Source organism: Motilimonas cestriensis (assembly GCF_021295315.1).
GTDB lineage: Bacteria > Pseudomonadota > Gammaproteobacteria > Enterobacterales > CBDFNC01 > Motilimonas > Motilimonas cestriensis.
Genome location: NZ_JAIMJA010000008.1, coordinates 175,774 through 191,437 on the forward strand (window position 1 = coordinate 175,774; position 15,664 = coordinate 191,437).

Below are 15,664 nucleotides of genomic sequence, written 5' to 3' on the forward strand. Positions count from 1 at the left end.
GTTTCCAACTATTATTTAAGCATGAGTTAGGGCGTAAATGTGTGCACATTACCGCACTCTGTCTTGTTCGTTGAGACTTATCCCATTATTGTGAATAGTCGCAGACTTTTATTCTATTTGGCAGCTATGATAGAAACAATATCTGCTTGAGGAGTTAGCAAATGAAACAAAAACTAACGCAAGATCTAGAGCAATTGGATCAGGCAATTAAGCAAGCCTTTCCTGCTGATGAATGTACCGCGTCAAATTTACGACAAGTGGCGGACGAAATATCCCTCGCAATTAAAACGGGCCACTCACCTCAGCAGCAAGTTGCAGAACAGTTAGAGGTTGAGTTGCTTAATTTTGAACAAGCTCATCCTCAGCTTAGTCACGCCATTCGTAATTTAATGCATACTTTGAGTGGCATGGGGATTTAGTCTATTGCAACTGCGTCCAGCTTTAAATTAGCTAAGCTGGTAGTGTGCTGCAGCGGTGAAAACTGCTGCAGTAAATAAGGCGATAAACGCTGCCATAGCTGGGAATCATTTGTTTCTAAGCTGAGCAAGCTACACTCTTCCTCTGGGCTTAAGTGCAAAGTAAAATATTGCTCATCATCGAGCCCATTAACGGAATAGCCGACAGGCTCAAACAACCAATCATTAAGACAATAGTTCGCAGCTAACTGTTCTAATCCCAACTTGTGGCGTAGCTCAGATTTGTTTAACTGACCTTTTTGGATGGTGGCCACAAGCGGTCCCTTTAGTTGCGCTAATTGTAGTTTATGATTGGATCTGAGCAAAGGCTCCATATCGTCAGCAAGGTATTCGAACACTCGATTTTGACTGTGGCTATTGCCACCGAGTAAGCAACGCAGTTGCTGGGCATCTTGTGAAAATTGGCTCAGCTGATATTGCGGTTGCTGCTCTTGTTGGCGATAAAAATGTATGTGTGCAATATTGTTTGCAGCAAAATATTGAATTAAGGCGCTAGCCGTCTCCACTAATGGGCAATTTCCACATGTCACCAATATTAGCCGTTGTGAAAACACGAATAAGCTCGATTCAGACAACACATAAGCATGGCAGTATTTGTTTTTTAGCTGAGTAAGAATGGTAGCGCCGCAATGATTAAGTTGGCGTTGCCAGAAATCATCTGAGTATTGCAATAAATTCACCTTGCTGACGGCGTTTATCGCTGGTTTTAAGTGTAGTTCTAGTCGTTTTTCGGTAGCTTCAAAAAAGAACGGAGTACTCATATTCATACTTAATTCGCTAAAAATATCCCCGTTATCATACCTTTTATCAGACGATTTCAACAATTTGATTGTGGCGCATTGAGCGCGTAAGTGATGCTATAAGCTGTGTCGCCTAGCATCTTTATTGTAGCCGTTGTTAAAACTATAAGCTTTGTCGTCTAGCATGGATCGCGCTGAATATTTTTTCGGCGTCAAGGCCGCGGGCGTAGTGCATCAGATCCGACTCATTTTCTAAGATAAAATCCGTAAGCAACTCTTGTACGTGGGCCATGAGTTCATCGCCTTGCCAAGGTTTAGCAATGTAGAAATCTAATCCGCCATGGTTAACCGCTTCAACCGTCGCCTCTAGTCCCGCTTGACCGGTGAGCAGTAATTTTTTTGCTGCCTTATACGCCGCATCTTGGTTGAGCTCGACCAGAAAGTCGACACCTTGGGTGCCTGGCATCATATGGTCACACAGGATGAGCGCTAATTGTTGCTGGTTTTGTTGCATTTCAGCCAACAGTTCTTTTGCTTCACCGACACTTTGCGCAGCTTCTACATCGAACAAGTCCCCTAAGGTATCAAGATCGGCTAATACACTGTCGAGCACTTCACGCTCGTCGTCAACACATAATAAAACGTACTTATTCATCACGCCTCCTGCTCATTTTCTGCTCTAGAGCGTTGTTTAATTTCGGGATTGTTAACGGGTAAATACACTTCAAATCGAGTGAAGTGGGATTGTGCATCATTACTGCTAATCACTTTTATCTCGCCATGGTGGCGCTTAACGATTTGCTGGCAAACGGTAAGGCCAATACCTAGGCCAAAGTTACCTTCCCGCTTGGTGGTGTAATTTAGTTCAAATATCCGCGCTTTTTTCTCTTCAGGAATGCCAATACCGTTGTCTTCAATACTGATACAAACAAAATCTTGCTGGCACTTTGTCATGGTGTGGCTGTGTAGTTTTATCTCTCCCTCGCCTTGAGTGGCATCAATGGCATTGGCGATCAAATTCGTCCATATTTGTTGTAGTTCGATGGGGTGGCATTGAACAAGAGGTATATCGCCATATTCTTTAATCACTTGATAGGATTTTAGTCTGTTTTCAAAAATAACTAAGGTTTCTTCTAACCCTTCATGTAAGTCGGAAAAGACGGCTTGCTCGATATCTTGACCAGCATAATGTTTAAGTCCCTTTACAAGGTCTGCAATACGTTTAGCGCAAACATCAATGCTACGCAAGAAATTACCGACTAGGTAATAAGTATCGAGTTGCTGGATCGTTTCTGTTAGTTCAGATCCTAAAGGCGCGAAGTATTTGGCGAACTGCTCTGGGCTATCGAGTTGCATTTGCACCGCTTTGCGGGCCAATGCATTTGAGCCAAAAAGAGGGATAGCGGCTTTGGTTTTTTGTCTGGTAATGGCGGTCGATAAGGGGGTTATCTTCATCGCATTGTTTAACGTTGTCGCGCCGAGCTGGCGTAAGTTGGCGCTGATTTCTTGCGCAAGTAAACTAGGCACCTTTTGTTTTAAGGTGTCGGCACCACGCAGTATTGCGGCGACAGGATTGTTGAGTTCGTGGGCAATGCCCGCCACAAGTTGCCCAAGGACAGCCATTTTTTCCGTTTCGACCAGTTGCGCATGAGCGGCATCGAGAGACTGCAGGGTTGATTGTAATTTTAACTTGGTAATGATGCTACTTTGTAAACGGCGATTAAAATTACGTAGCAATAAGTGGGTGAAAGGCCCAAGTAGTTCACTGTTCGATTTCATTAAGGTCGCGAACTGGCTTTTTTCTAATTTGATCACTTCGGTTCCCGTTAAAGTGATACTGGTTGTAAAGGCGGGCTCTCCCGTAATAAAGGACATGCCACCCACCATTGAGCCTGCTCGCATCACAGTGACTTCTTGCTCTTGTCCTGCTGCGATGTGTTTTTTTAGTTGCACTTCGCCATCGGCGATAAACCAAAGGGCATTGTTGTGCTCTCCCTCTCGGGTGAGCAAATGGTTTTTACTGTACTTTCGACAAACATGGTGTTCATCATTGCCACTAAATACCCGATATAGGGCGTTGATAACTAAGTTGGACAACTCATTATCTGAATACAGGCTGTAATCTAAAAACTGCCCTTGAGGCGGGAAAGAAGCTGATTTCAGCTGAGTTGTATCTAACACATCGGCATAATGGGTCAGTGTTTCATTTTGCTGTTGTAAAAATTGGCTGAGTTGCCCCTTTACTGTTTCAAGGTCCATTTGAGGTGTGGCGATAACGTGGTCGACGTGGCCCAGGTTAATAAGGTTAATTAATAATGAGGGCTCATTAGGGTTGAATACCAAGCACTTTGGCCGATTTTGCAATTGTGTTTGAGCGACTAAATAAGTTTGGCTTTGCGGGGTGAGCTCACTGATCAGCATGGCAATAGGCTGATCCTTTGTTAAATGATCATCCGCTTGCTTCACGTCACGAAACAGTAATATATGAAAATGCGAGGCTAATGAGCCTAAGCTAAGTTGCAAATCGAGCAGCAGGTTTGCATCACTGTGGATACATACTATGGCGTAATGTGTCATAACATACTTTAATAGCTTGATGTATCTTGAGTATATAAACAGTTAGCTAGGTTTTATTTGAGCTAGGTGGGAGTTTATAAATATTTTCTAAGTGGCGGCATTAAATGCGCGCCACTTAGTTATAGCAAGATTAGACTTTAAAACTGCCGACTTGATTGTTCAGGTGGTTGGAAATCTGATTGAGCTCTTGGGCGCGAACTAACGATGTTTCTGCTTCGTGGCTTAATTGATCCGACACATCCTTAATAGCTTGAGTATTTCGGCTCACTTCTTCTGTTACTGAACTTTGCTCTTCGGCAGCGCTGGCAATTTGAATGGCCATGTCACTGATATGCGTGATGCTTTCAGTAATACGCTCTAGTGCTTTGGTTGCAGCATGGGCATCTTCAACACCCATTTTAGCTAGGCCTTCATTCTCATTCATGGTGGTCACTGCGTTTTGGGTATTGCGTTGCAGGGTTTCAATCATGGTACGAATTTCAACTGTTGAACTGTGAGTGCGTTGTGATAGCACACGCACTTCATCAGCAACAACAGCAAAACCTCTGCCTTGCTCACCGGCACGAGCAGCTTCAATGGCAGCGTTAAGGGCCAGTAAGTTAGTTTGCTCAGCAATGCCTTGAATAGTCGAAAGGATAACGTTGATATCTTGGGTATTTTTTTCAAGCTCTTGAATAATCCCTGCGGCATCTTCTACATTGGCCGCTAAGCTCTCAATTGAGCTTTGGTTACGCGCGATAATATGTTTACCCTCGTCACAGCTATCAGCGGAGCTTTTTGCCGCACTGGCAGTTTGTTCGGCGTTAGACGCCACTTCATTAGCCGTGGCTGACATTTCATGTACCGCTGCGGCTATTTGTGATATCTCGCTTTGCTGTACAGAAAGCTCTTTGCTGGATACTTGGGCTGCAGTGTTTGCCGCTTTCGCTTCAGTCGCTAGGTGCTCCGAAGTGCCAACGATATCCGTTACCATGATGTGTAAACGGTCGACAAACGCATCAACATTTTTACCTAACATGCCTATTTCATCACTACGATCAAAGGCGACTCGCTTGGTAAGATCGGCATCACCAGAAGCCAAATCTTCAAGGGCGCTAACTAGTTGCCCCAAAGGCTGCAATAATTTGTTCAATAGGAAAAGGGCAAGGGCGCCAATCACTAATACTTGAATGATGCTGGTGATCATTGAATCAATGATCAGCTTACCGACAGCTTGCAATGCATGCTCTTTTTCGGAAATAACAATAAAATACCAATCTGAATTAGCAATTTCTTGAACATTAATGAAGTTTTCTTGACCGTTAATTAAAACTGGGCTGAGTACCGTTTCGCGAGCGATGCGAGCCAGTTCATTTTGGGAAAGCTTCGGATTCAAGTTAGTGATGTTTTTTAGGGTTAAGCTCTTGTCTGGATGGGCAACAATAACCCCTTCTTTATTGGTCAGCATGGCAAAGCTACCAACCTGCTTAAGCCCTTCAATGTTTTTCACTACCTCGTCTATTGAAACATCCGCTGCTATAACGCCATTAGTAAATGCTTTTGATAGTGAAATAACCAGCTCACCGCTGCTGGCATCTTCATAGGGCTGGGTCACGATCGTTTGGCTGGCAGCTTGTGCTTGTTTATACCAATCGCGTGTTCGAGGATCATACCCTTCGGGTAACGTTTCTTCGGGATTACTCATTATCATCTCACCTTGGGTAGTGGCTAAATAGGCAAGGGATAAATCGCCCGCTTGGGCGGCATTTTGTAATTGAGGTAAGGGGATTTGGCCTTGTGCTATGGTGTTGGCTGCTGCTTCTAAAATGCGTTTTTTAGTGCTTAACCATAATGCAATACCATTTGCTTCTGATTCACTTAAGCTGGTTTGATGGCTCTTTAGTGATATTAGCGTTTGATTTGTCATCTGACTGCTGAGTAGCCAAATTTGTAAGCCCGTTATAGTCAAAATGATGACCGTAACGGCAATCAGCAACTTTTGTTTTATTGATAATGCCATAAACTTCAAACCCTTCTCTGAACTTTATTAAAAAGTTCTTATTGAATTATTAATGTTGTCAATGTTTGGTGAATTAAGTTTTTCTGTATAGTAGTTTTAGAATAAAACGAAGTCTAATCCTTAAGTGCTGGTTTATTCACATACCTAGCATTTTTATGCGATATTGTGTGGCCTAGTTAACAAGTTGCTGTAATTCTTTGATCGTTTGCCTAATCATCAGTTGGTTGCGTTTGACCACTTCAATATCCGGGTTCTGAGCTTGAAAGCTGACAAACAATTGCGTTCCGGCTCGGATCATGTCTTTCATATTAGCTTGTTGTTGCGCGGTTAGCTCAGTTTGTTGAGTGTATTCTTCAATATAAGGAGCGAGAAAAGCATTCAGTTTTTCCTCATGTAAGTGATAGCTAAGCCAAGCGCTCGCTATGCTGCGACCAGTATTTAACCAACTGGGAATATCAGTAAAACCGTGTTGTGTGATGGTTTGCTGAACCTGTTGCTCGATACCGAGCTGCTTAATGTATTCACCGAGTTGTGTTGTGGTGGGAATACTGCCATTGCGAGGCACCAAGGCGAGTAGCGCAGTTTGATGCGTTTTTATTAATGGCGCTAAATCATGAAGACTGCGGCTAAACGCTTTAATGTCTTGGTCTGCAAGCGCAGCGAAGACTTGGTTGGTGCTAAATAGCAGTAATAAGCAGGCAACTTTACTGGCTAAGGTAAGAGGTGTGAGTAGCGATTTATACAACGATTTATGCAACAACATAGCTAAGTGACCATTTATCTTGCTGTACCCAAGCAGTGTTAAGGTTTTTTAAGCAACAGTAGCTAGGGCATAGCAGTAATCCAAGATTAAGCACTAAAAGAATAAATATAGCCCAAGATACAGCAAGCCTAGGCCAAATATACCTACGATGCCGCCGGCTTTTAGTAAGTCTTTGGTCTCAATGAAGCCAGTTGAATAGGCAAGAGCGTTGGGTGGTGTGCTGACGGGTAGAATCATGCCCAGTGAGGAAGAAAATGCGACCACCATTAGCAGCTGCGTAATACCGCCGCCTTGCGTTGTCACTGGTAGCGTGGTTGCCACCGCTGCGGCAATGGGCATAATTAAGTTGGCGGTGGCGGTGTTAGACATAAAGTTCGCCATCATATAGCAAGTGACGGATAAACTAATAATCACTAACCAAGTGCTCATATTCGCGAAGTCGATACTGCTGGCTAATTTGACGGCTAAGCCACTCGTGTCAAGAGCCATCCCCATTGCGATCCCACCTGCTACAAGCCAGAGTACGTCCCAGTTAATCAGCTTTAAATCTTGCTTGTTAATAACCCCGGTTAAGGTAAACACCGCGAGGGGAATAATGGCAACGACGTATGCATTCATACCGTGTAGCTGTGTCGTTAACCACAATAAAATAGTTACGCCGAATGTGAGATAGACTACCCAAGCTCGCGGCGTTTGCAAAAAAGTGCCCTCTAGTTTTAGTGGTAGCTCTTTTTCTTTAGCGGGGTATAAATAGCGCAGTAGAAACCACGCAACAGTGAGTTGAATAAGAACAAAAGGTAAGCCGACCATCATCCATTGGGCAAATGTGACTGCGCCTTCGGGCAAATATTGCAGTGCAATGGCATTGGGCGGTGTTCCGATTGGCGTGGCTATGCCACCGGTATTGGCGGCAATAGGGATGGCAAGTACTAATCCCTTTGCACCTAAATCGCCAACTGGCGCGGTTGCCACAATGGGCCCCAAAATCGCCAACATCATTACTGTGGTTGCGGTATTACTCATAAACATGGAAAAAACCGCAGTGATGAGCATTAAGCCAAGCATGACAAAATGTATTTGGCGGCCAAAGGGTTTGAGTAATACTCGTGCTAAGTTGGTGTCTAAATCAAATTTTGAGGCGGCAATAGCAAGGGCAAATCCGCCCATAAATAAGATGATAATGGGCGATGAAAAGCTAGCAAAAATGCTGTTGTAGCTAAGTAGCTCGCCAAGGGGAGTGGTAGCCGAGTCATGGCTGAAAAAGTTAAGCCCCTTATCTGAAACCATCACTACTTCTAAGGTAATGATCAAAATAGAGGTAGCAAAAACAGGCACTGGCTCTAAGATCCACAGCAATGCAGCAAGTACAAAAATAGCGATAATTCGGTGTTGTACTAAGGTGAGCTCAGGTAAAGGAATGAGCTCACTGGGGATGGCTAAAATAAGTAATGGAACACTAAAACATATTATTGTGCTGACTAACTTTTTCGATAGCTTCATATGCAAACCCTAATAGAATCTCAAGATTAAACTCTACCAATTATGGGGTAAGCTTAGCTTGCTGTGCTGCACATTTTTTGTTCTAAGCTAACTTTATGTTGGTTGCTGAAAGTCAGGCATGCCATCTTTAATGTGAATATCGAGTTGCGGATAATCAATAATGATACCTGCGGCTTTAAAGCGAGTGTTGATAGCGCTATACAGCTCATGGGCCATTGGCATACGATGCCCCATCTCATTGACATAAACACGGGTTTCAAAGTTCAACGTACTGTCGCCAAAGCCGACAAAAAAGACCTCGGGGGCGGGCGTTTCAAGCACCAAAGTACACTCATTGATCGCAGCATATAGCTCTCGAGTGACTTGTTGGGTGTTTGACCCATAAGCGACACCTACTTTAGTGATCACTCGAGTAATAGGGTCGGAAAGTGACCAGTTAATAAATTGCTCGGTGATGAAGGCTTTATTGGGCACAATAATTTCTTTTCGGTCCCAGTCGATAATCGTCGTAGCGCGCGTTTTTATTTTGGCAATGGTGCCTGTTAAATCACGGATAGTGACGGTATCGCCGATGCGAATGGGTTTTTCAAATAGGATGATTAAACCAGAAACAAAATTGGCGAAAATTTCCTGTAAACCAAAGCCTAAGCCAACGGTTAATGCAGCAACCAGCCACTGGGTTTTCGACCAATCAACACCGAGGAAAGCACAACCAACTAGGATGCCGACTAGAATAACAATGTATTTGGTAAGTGTGGTGATGGCAAAGCCCGTGCCGGGAGCTAAATCAAAATGTTGTAGTACCAGTAATTCCAATGCGCCAGGTAAATTTTTCACCACTACAAACATAATTGAAATAGAAAATACGGCAAAAATTACATCCTGCAGGTTGACTGGATTGAGCGTGTCGATGCCATTAATACTGGAGGATGAGCTCCAAATCGTTACTCCCTCTAGAAATGAAAAAGCTGAATAAATCTGTGCCCAAAGATAGATAAGCAGTAAGGTGTAGCTAAGGGTTAATACGGTACGTAATAGCCCTAAAGACTGTGAACTAATAGTTTCAAGATCGATTACAGTATCTTCAACGCTTTCCAAGAGTCCTTCATTTTTGGCCAAGTCACCTTGATCTTCTTTTTCACGTTGAGCCAGTATCTCTGCTCGTTTGGCTTTGGCTCGGTCAAAGGCTAAACGACGCTTTTGAATAAACATCCAGCGATGAATTAAAAAATAGGTAAGTAAAAAGATCATCCCCACCAGCACTGAAAATTGTACCTGCTTCAGCAGTGCGTGCGCAGTGTAGAAATAGCCCATTAACGTTGCCAGCACGTTCACTAACGGACTTGCAGCTAAGATAGGCCAGAGTACATGGTGTAATAAGTGAGGATCTTTACGGTTTTGATTTTTATATGTTAACGGCAGTTTTTCTTGGTAAATCTGCCAGTAAAACCAGGCAATAGAAAGGTTTAATATAATAAATGCTAGTCGGCCTAAGCTAGAGTAAACAGCAAGCTCTTCAAATCCTGAGGCAAAGTTATAAAACCCTAAGCTAGGAAGAGCTACAAAGGCCATGGTTCTGACATAGCTGAAATTATTTTCGACTCGTTGCGGCGACCATTTAAAATGGGCAATGAACAAGCCGTTTTTCCTAGCCATATTCTTTACCAGTAAAAAGCACCACAAGCCAGTGGCAAAGGGGTACAGAGCCATACCGATATTTTGTGCAAAAGGGTATTGCCAGCTGGAGTCGAGTAAAAATGCCAAGCTACCTATCAATACGGGCACTGGCAGCGCCAATAAGGCTGAAAGTACGACATTGTTAAAGGTATAGCTAAACTTATCTCGGGTTACTTTACCTACTTGGTCAGCACTGCTTTTTAGATAAGGCCGGAAAAAACGATTTGAAAAATACCAGCAATATAGTAGTAGTAATAGACCAACCAAATATAACAGCCAGTACTCGCTTACGGCTTCTTGGATCGCTAGGGGGATTTGTTGCGTATTATTACTTGAAAATAACCATCCGATAGATGCCAACGTATCGGCAATAAAATTAATATTGATGGCTTTAGTGTTCGGGGTCCAAAATAGATATTGACTGGCAATATCGCGAATTTGGCCCAATTTTGAGCTCATTTGGCTGTAGGCAACTTTTAGTTTTGCCTGCTCATAAATGTAATTTTCGCTAACCGATAGCAGCTGTGTTAACAGTTGTTTGCGTACGCCGAGTAACGCTTGAAGATCTTTTCGTTCGCTGTCACTCAGCGTTTCTTTGCTGTTGTCGAGAAAAGTGCTGGCAGCCTCGCTTAAATTTCTGAGGGGATCTAAAGTTTGCTGGTAGGCATATTTGGCGAGTCGTGCATCAACGATGGTTTGCTCGGCCGCCTCTAGCGGCGGCGGGTTAGGTAATTGCGAAAGACGCGCTCTGAGGTTCTCACCAAAGGCGTTGGATACTTTTAACCACTCAACCTGTTCACGAATATTACTGACGGCATTATTGATTTCTTCCATCTGTTTGGCCACATTGGCTTGTGTTTGCAAGGTGACTTCCATGTCTTGAGTTAAGGCGTTGAGCTGCTCGCTATAACCTTGGTTTTCCTCAAGTAACCTTTGTAACAATGGCGATGTTATTTGTGTGTTTTGGGCTATTTTTTCGCCTCGTGCAATGGCTTCTTCGGTGGCTTGTTTACGAATACTGCTCAGCCCTTGTTGCAGCGTGTTTGTGTACTCTTGGAGTGCGGTCACTTTTTGGTTTATAAGGGTTAGCTCTAAGCGATACAGCTCGTTACGGTTACTGGCACTGAGTTGCTCTAGTTCGAGTGCTAAAATTTGATTCGATAAGGCCGTTTCATGAACTTGACTTTGCACTAGTAGGGCTTGTGAAACGGGATCGTCTTGAGTGCTGAATTTTTGAATATCGAGTTTATGTTGCTGGTTAACCAGTTCGCTGCGAAGACCCTCGATTTTAGGTTGAAAGCCAGAAAGTTGATGCTCTATTTCTTCTATTTGCAGCTTTTTGTCTAATTGTTTGCGCTTCAAGCCCGATAGTTGTGAGGTGCGCATCGCTAACTCTTCTTCAAGGGCTGCTTTTGACCAGTTACTGGTATTGGCATATTGTTCTGGCTTGAACTCATCTATCTGCTTTTGTAATGCATTGGATTGATAAGGAAAGTCATCCATGACTTTCTGGTATTGCCGCGCTTTGCTGGAAAACGTTTCTGCTTGTTCAAGGTAATCAATGGTTTTTTGATAAGCGTCTTGCAAGCTTAACTTTTCATTCGATTCAGGCTCACTGGCTAAGGCTGCAAGTTTATTTTGCAGTAATTCTTTGTCTGGAGAAGCGGCAAAGGCGTTAGAGATTAGGGTTAAACAAAGCAGCGCGGTGATGAATAGTGATTTCAAACCTAATTCCTTCTCATTTTTTGGCACCATGATAATAGACTAGTTACTTTTCGCTTCAAAGTGAGAGCGGGTTAGCGGTGGCGATTTTTTAGGGTTTCATACAGGGTGCCCGAGAGAATAAGGGCGCCTCCGACGATAGTTTGCCAAGTTGGCATTTGAGCTAAAATTAGCGCAGCTAAGAGCATGCCATATAAAGGTTGCAAGCAAGAGATAAGCGCCACACTTGATGCGGTTAAGTAGCGTAAAGACGTAACTAGCAGCGCATGAGGCAAGGCGGTAAATAGGGTCCCAAGCAGCAATAGTAACAGCAAACTAGATGATGTTGGCAAGCTCCAATTCGTAGCTTGATTATTAACAAACAGTAAAGGCAGCAGCAGTAAGCTGCCAACTAATACTTGATAGAACATGGTTTGCGGACCGTTATATTGCGAAAATTTGTGCTTATAAAGTAAATTGCGAGCGGCAAATAGCATCGCCGAAAACACACCCAATAAAATGCCCAGACCCGCGTCACTGAGAGGATTTTGCAGTGGCAACATCAATACTATGCCCAGCAACACGACCAAGGCGCAAATAAGATCGTTCAATTTGGGCTTTTGCTGCAACAGCAATGGTTCAATTAGCACTGTAATGACGGGATAGGTGTAAAGAGCTATCATGCCCGCGGCCACACTTGACCATTGCATGGAGTAGAAATAGGTTACCCAATGGAGGCTGACTAACACACCCAAAATTATTGCAGTTTGATAGTCTTTGGTATTTCTTAAACGAAATCGTTGCCCTGTGAAACTCAATACTAAAGCTAAAAAAACGAAAGCGACAAGGCAGCGGTAGAAGGTGATATCAAGAGCAGGCAGTGGCACCAGTTGTGAAAACAGGCCAGTGCCAGCAAGTAAAATGACAGCTATATGTACTGATAACAATCCTTTACTGGGCACTGTTTGCTCTCTGTTTGGTGAGGTTTAAGCTATTGATAGCTTGCAAACACTTCACCTAAACGCGTTGGTGCGCCCGGCGTCAAGTGCTCTGAAAACGTTACTGTATCTTTCGGGAATAGAGCAACAATGGTGCTACCGAGCTTAAAGCGCCCCATTTCTTCACCTTTTTCTAAGGTGATGTTTTGCTCGCTGTAATCCCAAACTTGTACTTGCTTACCGTTAGCGGGAGCGACTGTGCCAGCCCATACTGTTTCAATACTGGCAACGATAGTTGCGCCAACCAATACCATGGCCAGCGGGCCTTTTTCAGTTGTGAATAATGCGACCACGCGTTCATTGCGGGCGAATAAATTAGGTATATTCTCAGCGGTTAGAGGATTAACCGAAAATAGGTCGCCGGGGACAAACAGCATTTTTTCGAGCTTCCCTGCCACCGGCATATGAATGCGGTGATAGTCTTTTGGGGCTAAATAGATATTTGCAAAGCTGCCCTCGTCAAACGGGGCTACATCAATGTCAAAGCCGCCAAGCAGCTCGCGAGCACTAAAGTCATGGCCTTTCGCTTGGAAGATACGGCCCTGAGTAATTTGACCCACTTGGCTCACTTTGCCGTCAACGGGCATCGCCAGTTGGTTTTCTTGAGCCAAAATTGGCCGCGCATCTTCTTTTAACGCACGGGTGAAAAAGTCGTTAAAGGTTTTGTAATTACTTGGGTTGCTATCTAAGGCTTCAGCCATATTTACTTGGTATTTTTTGATGAAAGCTTCAATCAAAAAGGTGGTTAAACCGCCCGCTTCGGCGCTAGCAAGTTTGCCGAGTAAGCGCGACAGTAAATGCTTAGGTAAAAGATATTGGCCGGCAATTTTTAGCTGATCTAACACTGGATAGTCCTACTTCTAATTCAAATAGTGAGTGTGGAGATGCGTGTTTGCGCCGCTGCCACTGATTTATATTAACGTTTATGCTCTGGGATCACGCGAGTTGGCTTATTCTCTGCCATGGCATCGGTGATGCGTAAATAACTTTGATAGCGCATGGGGTGGATCTTACCACTTTCTGCCGCGGCGACAACGGCACAACCCGGGTCGGTTTTATGCTTGCAGTCACGAAATTTGCATAAGCCATTAAGGGCACGCAATTCAACAAAACCATCAAAAATTTGTTGTGGCTCTAAATGCCAAAGGGCGAATTCACGTATTCCCGGGCTATCAATTAAGTCACCGCCGCTAGGGAAGTGATATAAACGTGCTGTGGTGGTGGTGTGTTGGCCTAAACCTGAGTTTTCTGATACATCACCAATGGTGGCCGCCACTTCAGGCATTAGAGCATTAACTAATGATGATTTACCGACGCCAGATTGACCCACAAAAATGGTAGTTTTGTCTTTAAGCAAGCCTTGAATATTGTCTAATCCTGATTTTTCATGAGCTGAGCTAAGGAATACGTCATAGCCTAAGTCACGATAAATTTGCAACGTCTTATCCAGTTCAGCAAATGCGTCAGCGTCAAGCAGGTCAACCTTGTTTAATAAAATAACGGGTTCGATACCGGTTTCTTCACAGGCGACTAAATAGCGGTCGATGATGTTGGTTGAGAACTCAGGGAGCACAGCCGAGACGATAATAATCTGATCGATATTCGCGGCAATGGCTTTGATACCATCGTACACATCGGGTCGTGTTAGTACGGTTTCGCGTGGGTGTACCGCTTCGATAATGCCATTTAAGCCTTGATGTTGTTCATTACCTGGGCGCCAAACCACTTTGTCGCCCGTCACCAAAGATTTAATAGAGCGACGCAAATTACAACGCTGAATGTTACCGTGCTCATCTTCAATATCAGCATGTTGACCAAAACGACTCACAACCACGCCTTGAATCGGTTGACCAAGGAGCGACTCGTCCAACTGTTCGATTTCAGTGGTTTTTAAGCGCTTGGTTTGGTTAGCTCTGACTCGTCTTGCTTGGTTATTGCTTAAGCGTTTTTTTTTGGTCACTTGATACCTTTGGTTTGTCTCGAAACTGAAAGGGCGTATGATACAGATATTATGATTAAATTACTGCATTTATACAGGTAGACAATGATGAGTACGAATGAAAATAACCTTGTTTGGATCGATTTAGAAATGACGGGTTTAGATCCCGAGCAACACAAGGTGATTGAAATTGCTTCTATTGTCACTGATAGTGAGTTGAATATTCTGGCTGAAGGTCCGGTGATTGCTATTCATCAATCGGAAGCTGAACTGAATAAAATGGATGATTGGTGTACCAATACCCATACCAACTCTGGCCTCGTTAAACGGGTACAAGAAAGTACATTGAGCGAAGCGGATGCGGTTGCGATGACGTTAGACTTTCTAAAAGACTGGGTTCCTGCTGGTAGCTCACCTATGTGTGGTAACAGTATTGGCCAAGATCGCCGCTTTATGGTTAAACATATGGCTGATTTAGAAGCTTTTTTCCATTACCGCAATATCGATGTGAGTACGATTAAAGAGCTAGGGCGCCGCTGGGCTCCTGACATGGTTAAAAGCTTTAAAAAGCAGGGCACCCATTTAGCCCTTGATGATATTCGCGAATCTATCGGTGAATTAGTGCATTACAAGAAACACTTCTTTACGTTTTAGGCCATAGTTTGGTTGTTTTATGAGCGAACGGTTTTTGTAGTTAAAAAAATACTTGCATTGATTTTAAAGCTCCTTATAATCCGCTCCCCGTAAGCACTTCAACAAAGCACTTACGTTTGTGATGCGGTACTAGCTCAGCTGGTAGAGCGCAACCTTGCCAAGGTTGAGGTCACGAGTTCGAGCCTCGTGTACCGCTCCAAATTAAAACGGCAGATTGTTACTTAGTAATAATCATCAGTAAATTCGGCTGAATAAATACAGAATACTGTGATGCGGTACTAGCTCAGCTGGTAGAGCGCAACCTTGCCAAGGTTGAGGTCACGAGTTCGAGCCTCGTGTACCGCTCCAAATTAAAACGGCAGATTATTACTTAGTAATAATCATCAGTAAATTCGGCTGAATAAATACAGAATACTGTGATGCGGTACTAGCTCAGCTGTATCATAGAGATACGCAACCTTGTTTGCGGGTTTCTAAAAATATGAGTTAATTGTGATGCGGTACTAGCTCAGTTGGTAGAGCGCAACCTTGCCAAGGTTGAGGTCACGAGTTCGAGCCTCGTGTACCGCTCCAAATTAAAACGGCAGATTGTTACTTAGTAATAATCATCAGTAAATTCGGCTGAATAAATACAGAATAC

General features: G+C 43.6%; 12 protein-coding genes and 3 tRNA genes. 5 read left to right on the forward strand and 10 right to left on the reverse strand.

Annotated features, from left to right (window positions below):
• Positions 1 to 161 precede the first annotated feature (161 nt).
• The gene (locus tag K6Y31_RS10000) at positions 162 to 419 is read left to right on the forward strand and encodes a DUF4404 family protein (RefSeq protein ID WP_233052642.1); all 258 of its coding nucleotides are present in this window, start codon (positions 162 to 164) and stop codon (positions 417 to 419) included.
• Here K6Y31_RS10000 and K6Y31_RS10005 read toward each other — a convergent pair.
• The 10 genes from K6Y31_RS10005 to rsgA form a co-directional block, all read right to left on the reverse strand.
• Positions 416 to 1,243 (reverse strand): S-adenosylmethionine decarboxylase proenzyme, encoded by an 828-nt coding sequence (locus K6Y31_RS10005; RefSeq protein WP_233052643.1) that lies wholly within the window; start codon positions 1,241 to 1,243, stop codon positions 416 to 418. The two genes, K6Y31_RS10000 and K6Y31_RS10005, sit on opposite strands and share 4 nt — an antisense overlap.
• Before the next feature lie 136 nt (positions 1,244 to 1,379).
• Positions 1,380 to 1,871 carry a response regulator gene (locus tag K6Y31_RS10010; protein WP_233052644.1) on the reverse strand — a complete coding sequence of 164 codons (492 nt, stop codon included), beginning with the start codon at positions 1,869 to 1,871 and terminating at the stop codon, positions 1,380 to 1,382.
• Complete coding sequence (locus K6Y31_RS10015; RefSeq protein WP_233052645.1) at positions 1,871 to 3,793, reverse strand: ATP-binding protein; 1,923 nt, start codon at positions 3,791 to 3,793, stop codon at positions 1,871 to 1,873. The genes K6Y31_RS10010 and K6Y31_RS10015 overlap by 1 nt, the downstream gene beginning before the upstream one ends.
• Positions 3,794 to 3,923: 130 nt before the next feature.
• Positions 3,924 to 5,792 carry a methyl-accepting chemotaxis protein gene (locus K6Y31_RS10020; RefSeq protein ID WP_233052646.1) on the reverse strand — a complete coding sequence of 623 codons (1,869 nt, stop codon included), beginning with the start codon at positions 5,790 to 5,792 and terminating at the stop codon, positions 3,924 to 3,926.
• Between the two features lie 172 nt (positions 5,793 to 5,964).
• Complete coding sequence (locus tag K6Y31_RS10025; protein WP_233052647.1) at positions 5,965 to 6,555, reverse strand: hypothetical protein; 591 nt, start codon at positions 6,553 to 6,555, stop codon at positions 5,965 to 5,967.
• Positions 6,556 to 6,648: 93 nt separating this feature from the next.
• Positions 6,649 to 8,055 (reverse strand): SLC13 family permease, encoded by a 1,407-nt coding sequence (locus K6Y31_RS10030; protein WP_233052648.1) that lies wholly within the window; start codon positions 8,053 to 8,055, stop codon positions 6,649 to 6,651.
• A gap of 93 nt (positions 8,056 to 8,148) precedes the next feature.
• On the reverse strand, positions 8,149 to 11,457 hold the full coding sequence (mscM, locus tag K6Y31_RS10035; protein ID WP_233052649.1) for a miniconductance mechanosensitive channel MscM: 3,309 nt from the start codon (positions 11,455 to 11,457) through the stop codon (positions 8,149 to 8,151).
• Positions 11,458 to 11,528: 71 nt separating this feature from the next.
• The gene (locus tag K6Y31_RS10040; RefSeq protein ID WP_233052650.1) at positions 11,529 to 12,395 is read right to left on the reverse strand and encodes a DMT family transporter; all 867 of its coding nucleotides are present in this window, start codon (positions 12,393 to 12,395) and stop codon (positions 11,529 to 11,531) included.
• A gap of 29 nt (positions 12,396 to 12,424) precedes the next feature.
• Positions 12,425 to 13,276, reverse strand: a complete 852-nt coding sequence (gene asd / locus K6Y31_RS10045; RefSeq protein WP_233052651.1) for an archaetidylserine decarboxylase — start codon at positions 13,274 to 13,276, stop codon at positions 12,425 to 12,427.
• 71 nt (positions 13,277 to 13,347) lie between these two features.
• Complete coding sequence (gene rsgA, locus K6Y31_RS10050; protein WP_233052652.1) at positions 13,348 to 14,391, reverse strand: small ribosomal subunit biogenesis GTPase RsgA; 1,044 nt, start codon at positions 14,389 to 14,391, stop codon at positions 13,348 to 13,350.
• 87 nt (positions 14,392 to 14,478) lie between these two features.
• On the opposite strand from rsgA, the gene orn reads away from it, so the two are divergent.
• The 4 genes from orn (at position 14,479) to K6Y31_RS10070 (ending at position 15,597) form a co-directional block, all read left to right on the forward strand.
• Complete coding sequence (orn, locus tag K6Y31_RS10055; protein ID WP_233052685.1) at positions 14,479 to 15,024, forward strand: oligoribonuclease; 546 nt, start codon at positions 14,479 to 14,481, stop codon at positions 15,022 to 15,024.
• A 123-nt stretch (positions 15,025 to 15,147) separates the two neighbouring features.
• Positions 15,148 to 15,223: transfer RNA gene (locus K6Y31_RS10060), tRNA-Gly, on the forward strand.
• A gap of 73 nt (positions 15,224 to 15,296) precedes the next feature.
• A tRNA-Gly gene (locus K6Y31_RS10065) sits at positions 15,297 to 15,372 on the forward strand.
• 149 nt (positions 15,373 to 15,521) lie between these two features.
• Positions 15,522 to 15,597: transfer RNA gene (locus K6Y31_RS10070), tRNA-Gly, on the forward strand.
• Positions 15,598 to 15,664: the final 67 nt, after the last annotated feature.

Excerpts from the sequence above, each read along its gene's own strand:
- K6Y31_RS10000 (WP_233052642.1), top strand. The coding sequence starts at position 162 with ATGAAACAAAAACTAACGCAAGATCTAGAGCAATTGGATCAGGCAATT.
- K6Y31_RS10005 (WP_233052643.1), bottom strand. The coding sequence starts at position 1,243 with ATGAATATGAGTACTCCGTTCTTTTTTGAAGCTACCGAAAAACGACTA.
- K6Y31_RS10010 (WP_233052644.1), bottom strand. The coding sequence starts at position 1,871 with ATGAATAAGTACGTTTTATTATGTGTTGACGACGAGCGTGAAGTGCTC.
- K6Y31_RS10015 (WP_233052645.1), bottom strand. The coding sequence starts at position 3,793 with ATGACACATTACGCCATAGTATGTATCCACAGTGATGCAAACCTGCTG.
- K6Y31_RS10020 (WP_233052646.1), bottom strand. The coding sequence starts at position 5,792 with ATGGCATTATCAATAAAACAAAAGTTGCTGATTGCCGTTACGGTCATC.
- K6Y31_RS10025 (WP_233052647.1), bottom strand. The coding sequence starts at position 6,555 with ATGTTGTTGCATAAATCGTTGTATAAATCGCTACTCACACCTCTTACC.
- K6Y31_RS10030 (WP_233052648.1), bottom strand. The coding sequence starts at position 8,055 with ATGAAGCTATCGAAAAAGTTAGTCAGCACAATAATATGTTTTAGTGTT.
- orn (WP_233052685.1), top strand. The coding sequence starts at position 14,479 with ATGAGTACGAATGAAAATAACCTTGTTTGGATCGATTTAGAAATGACG.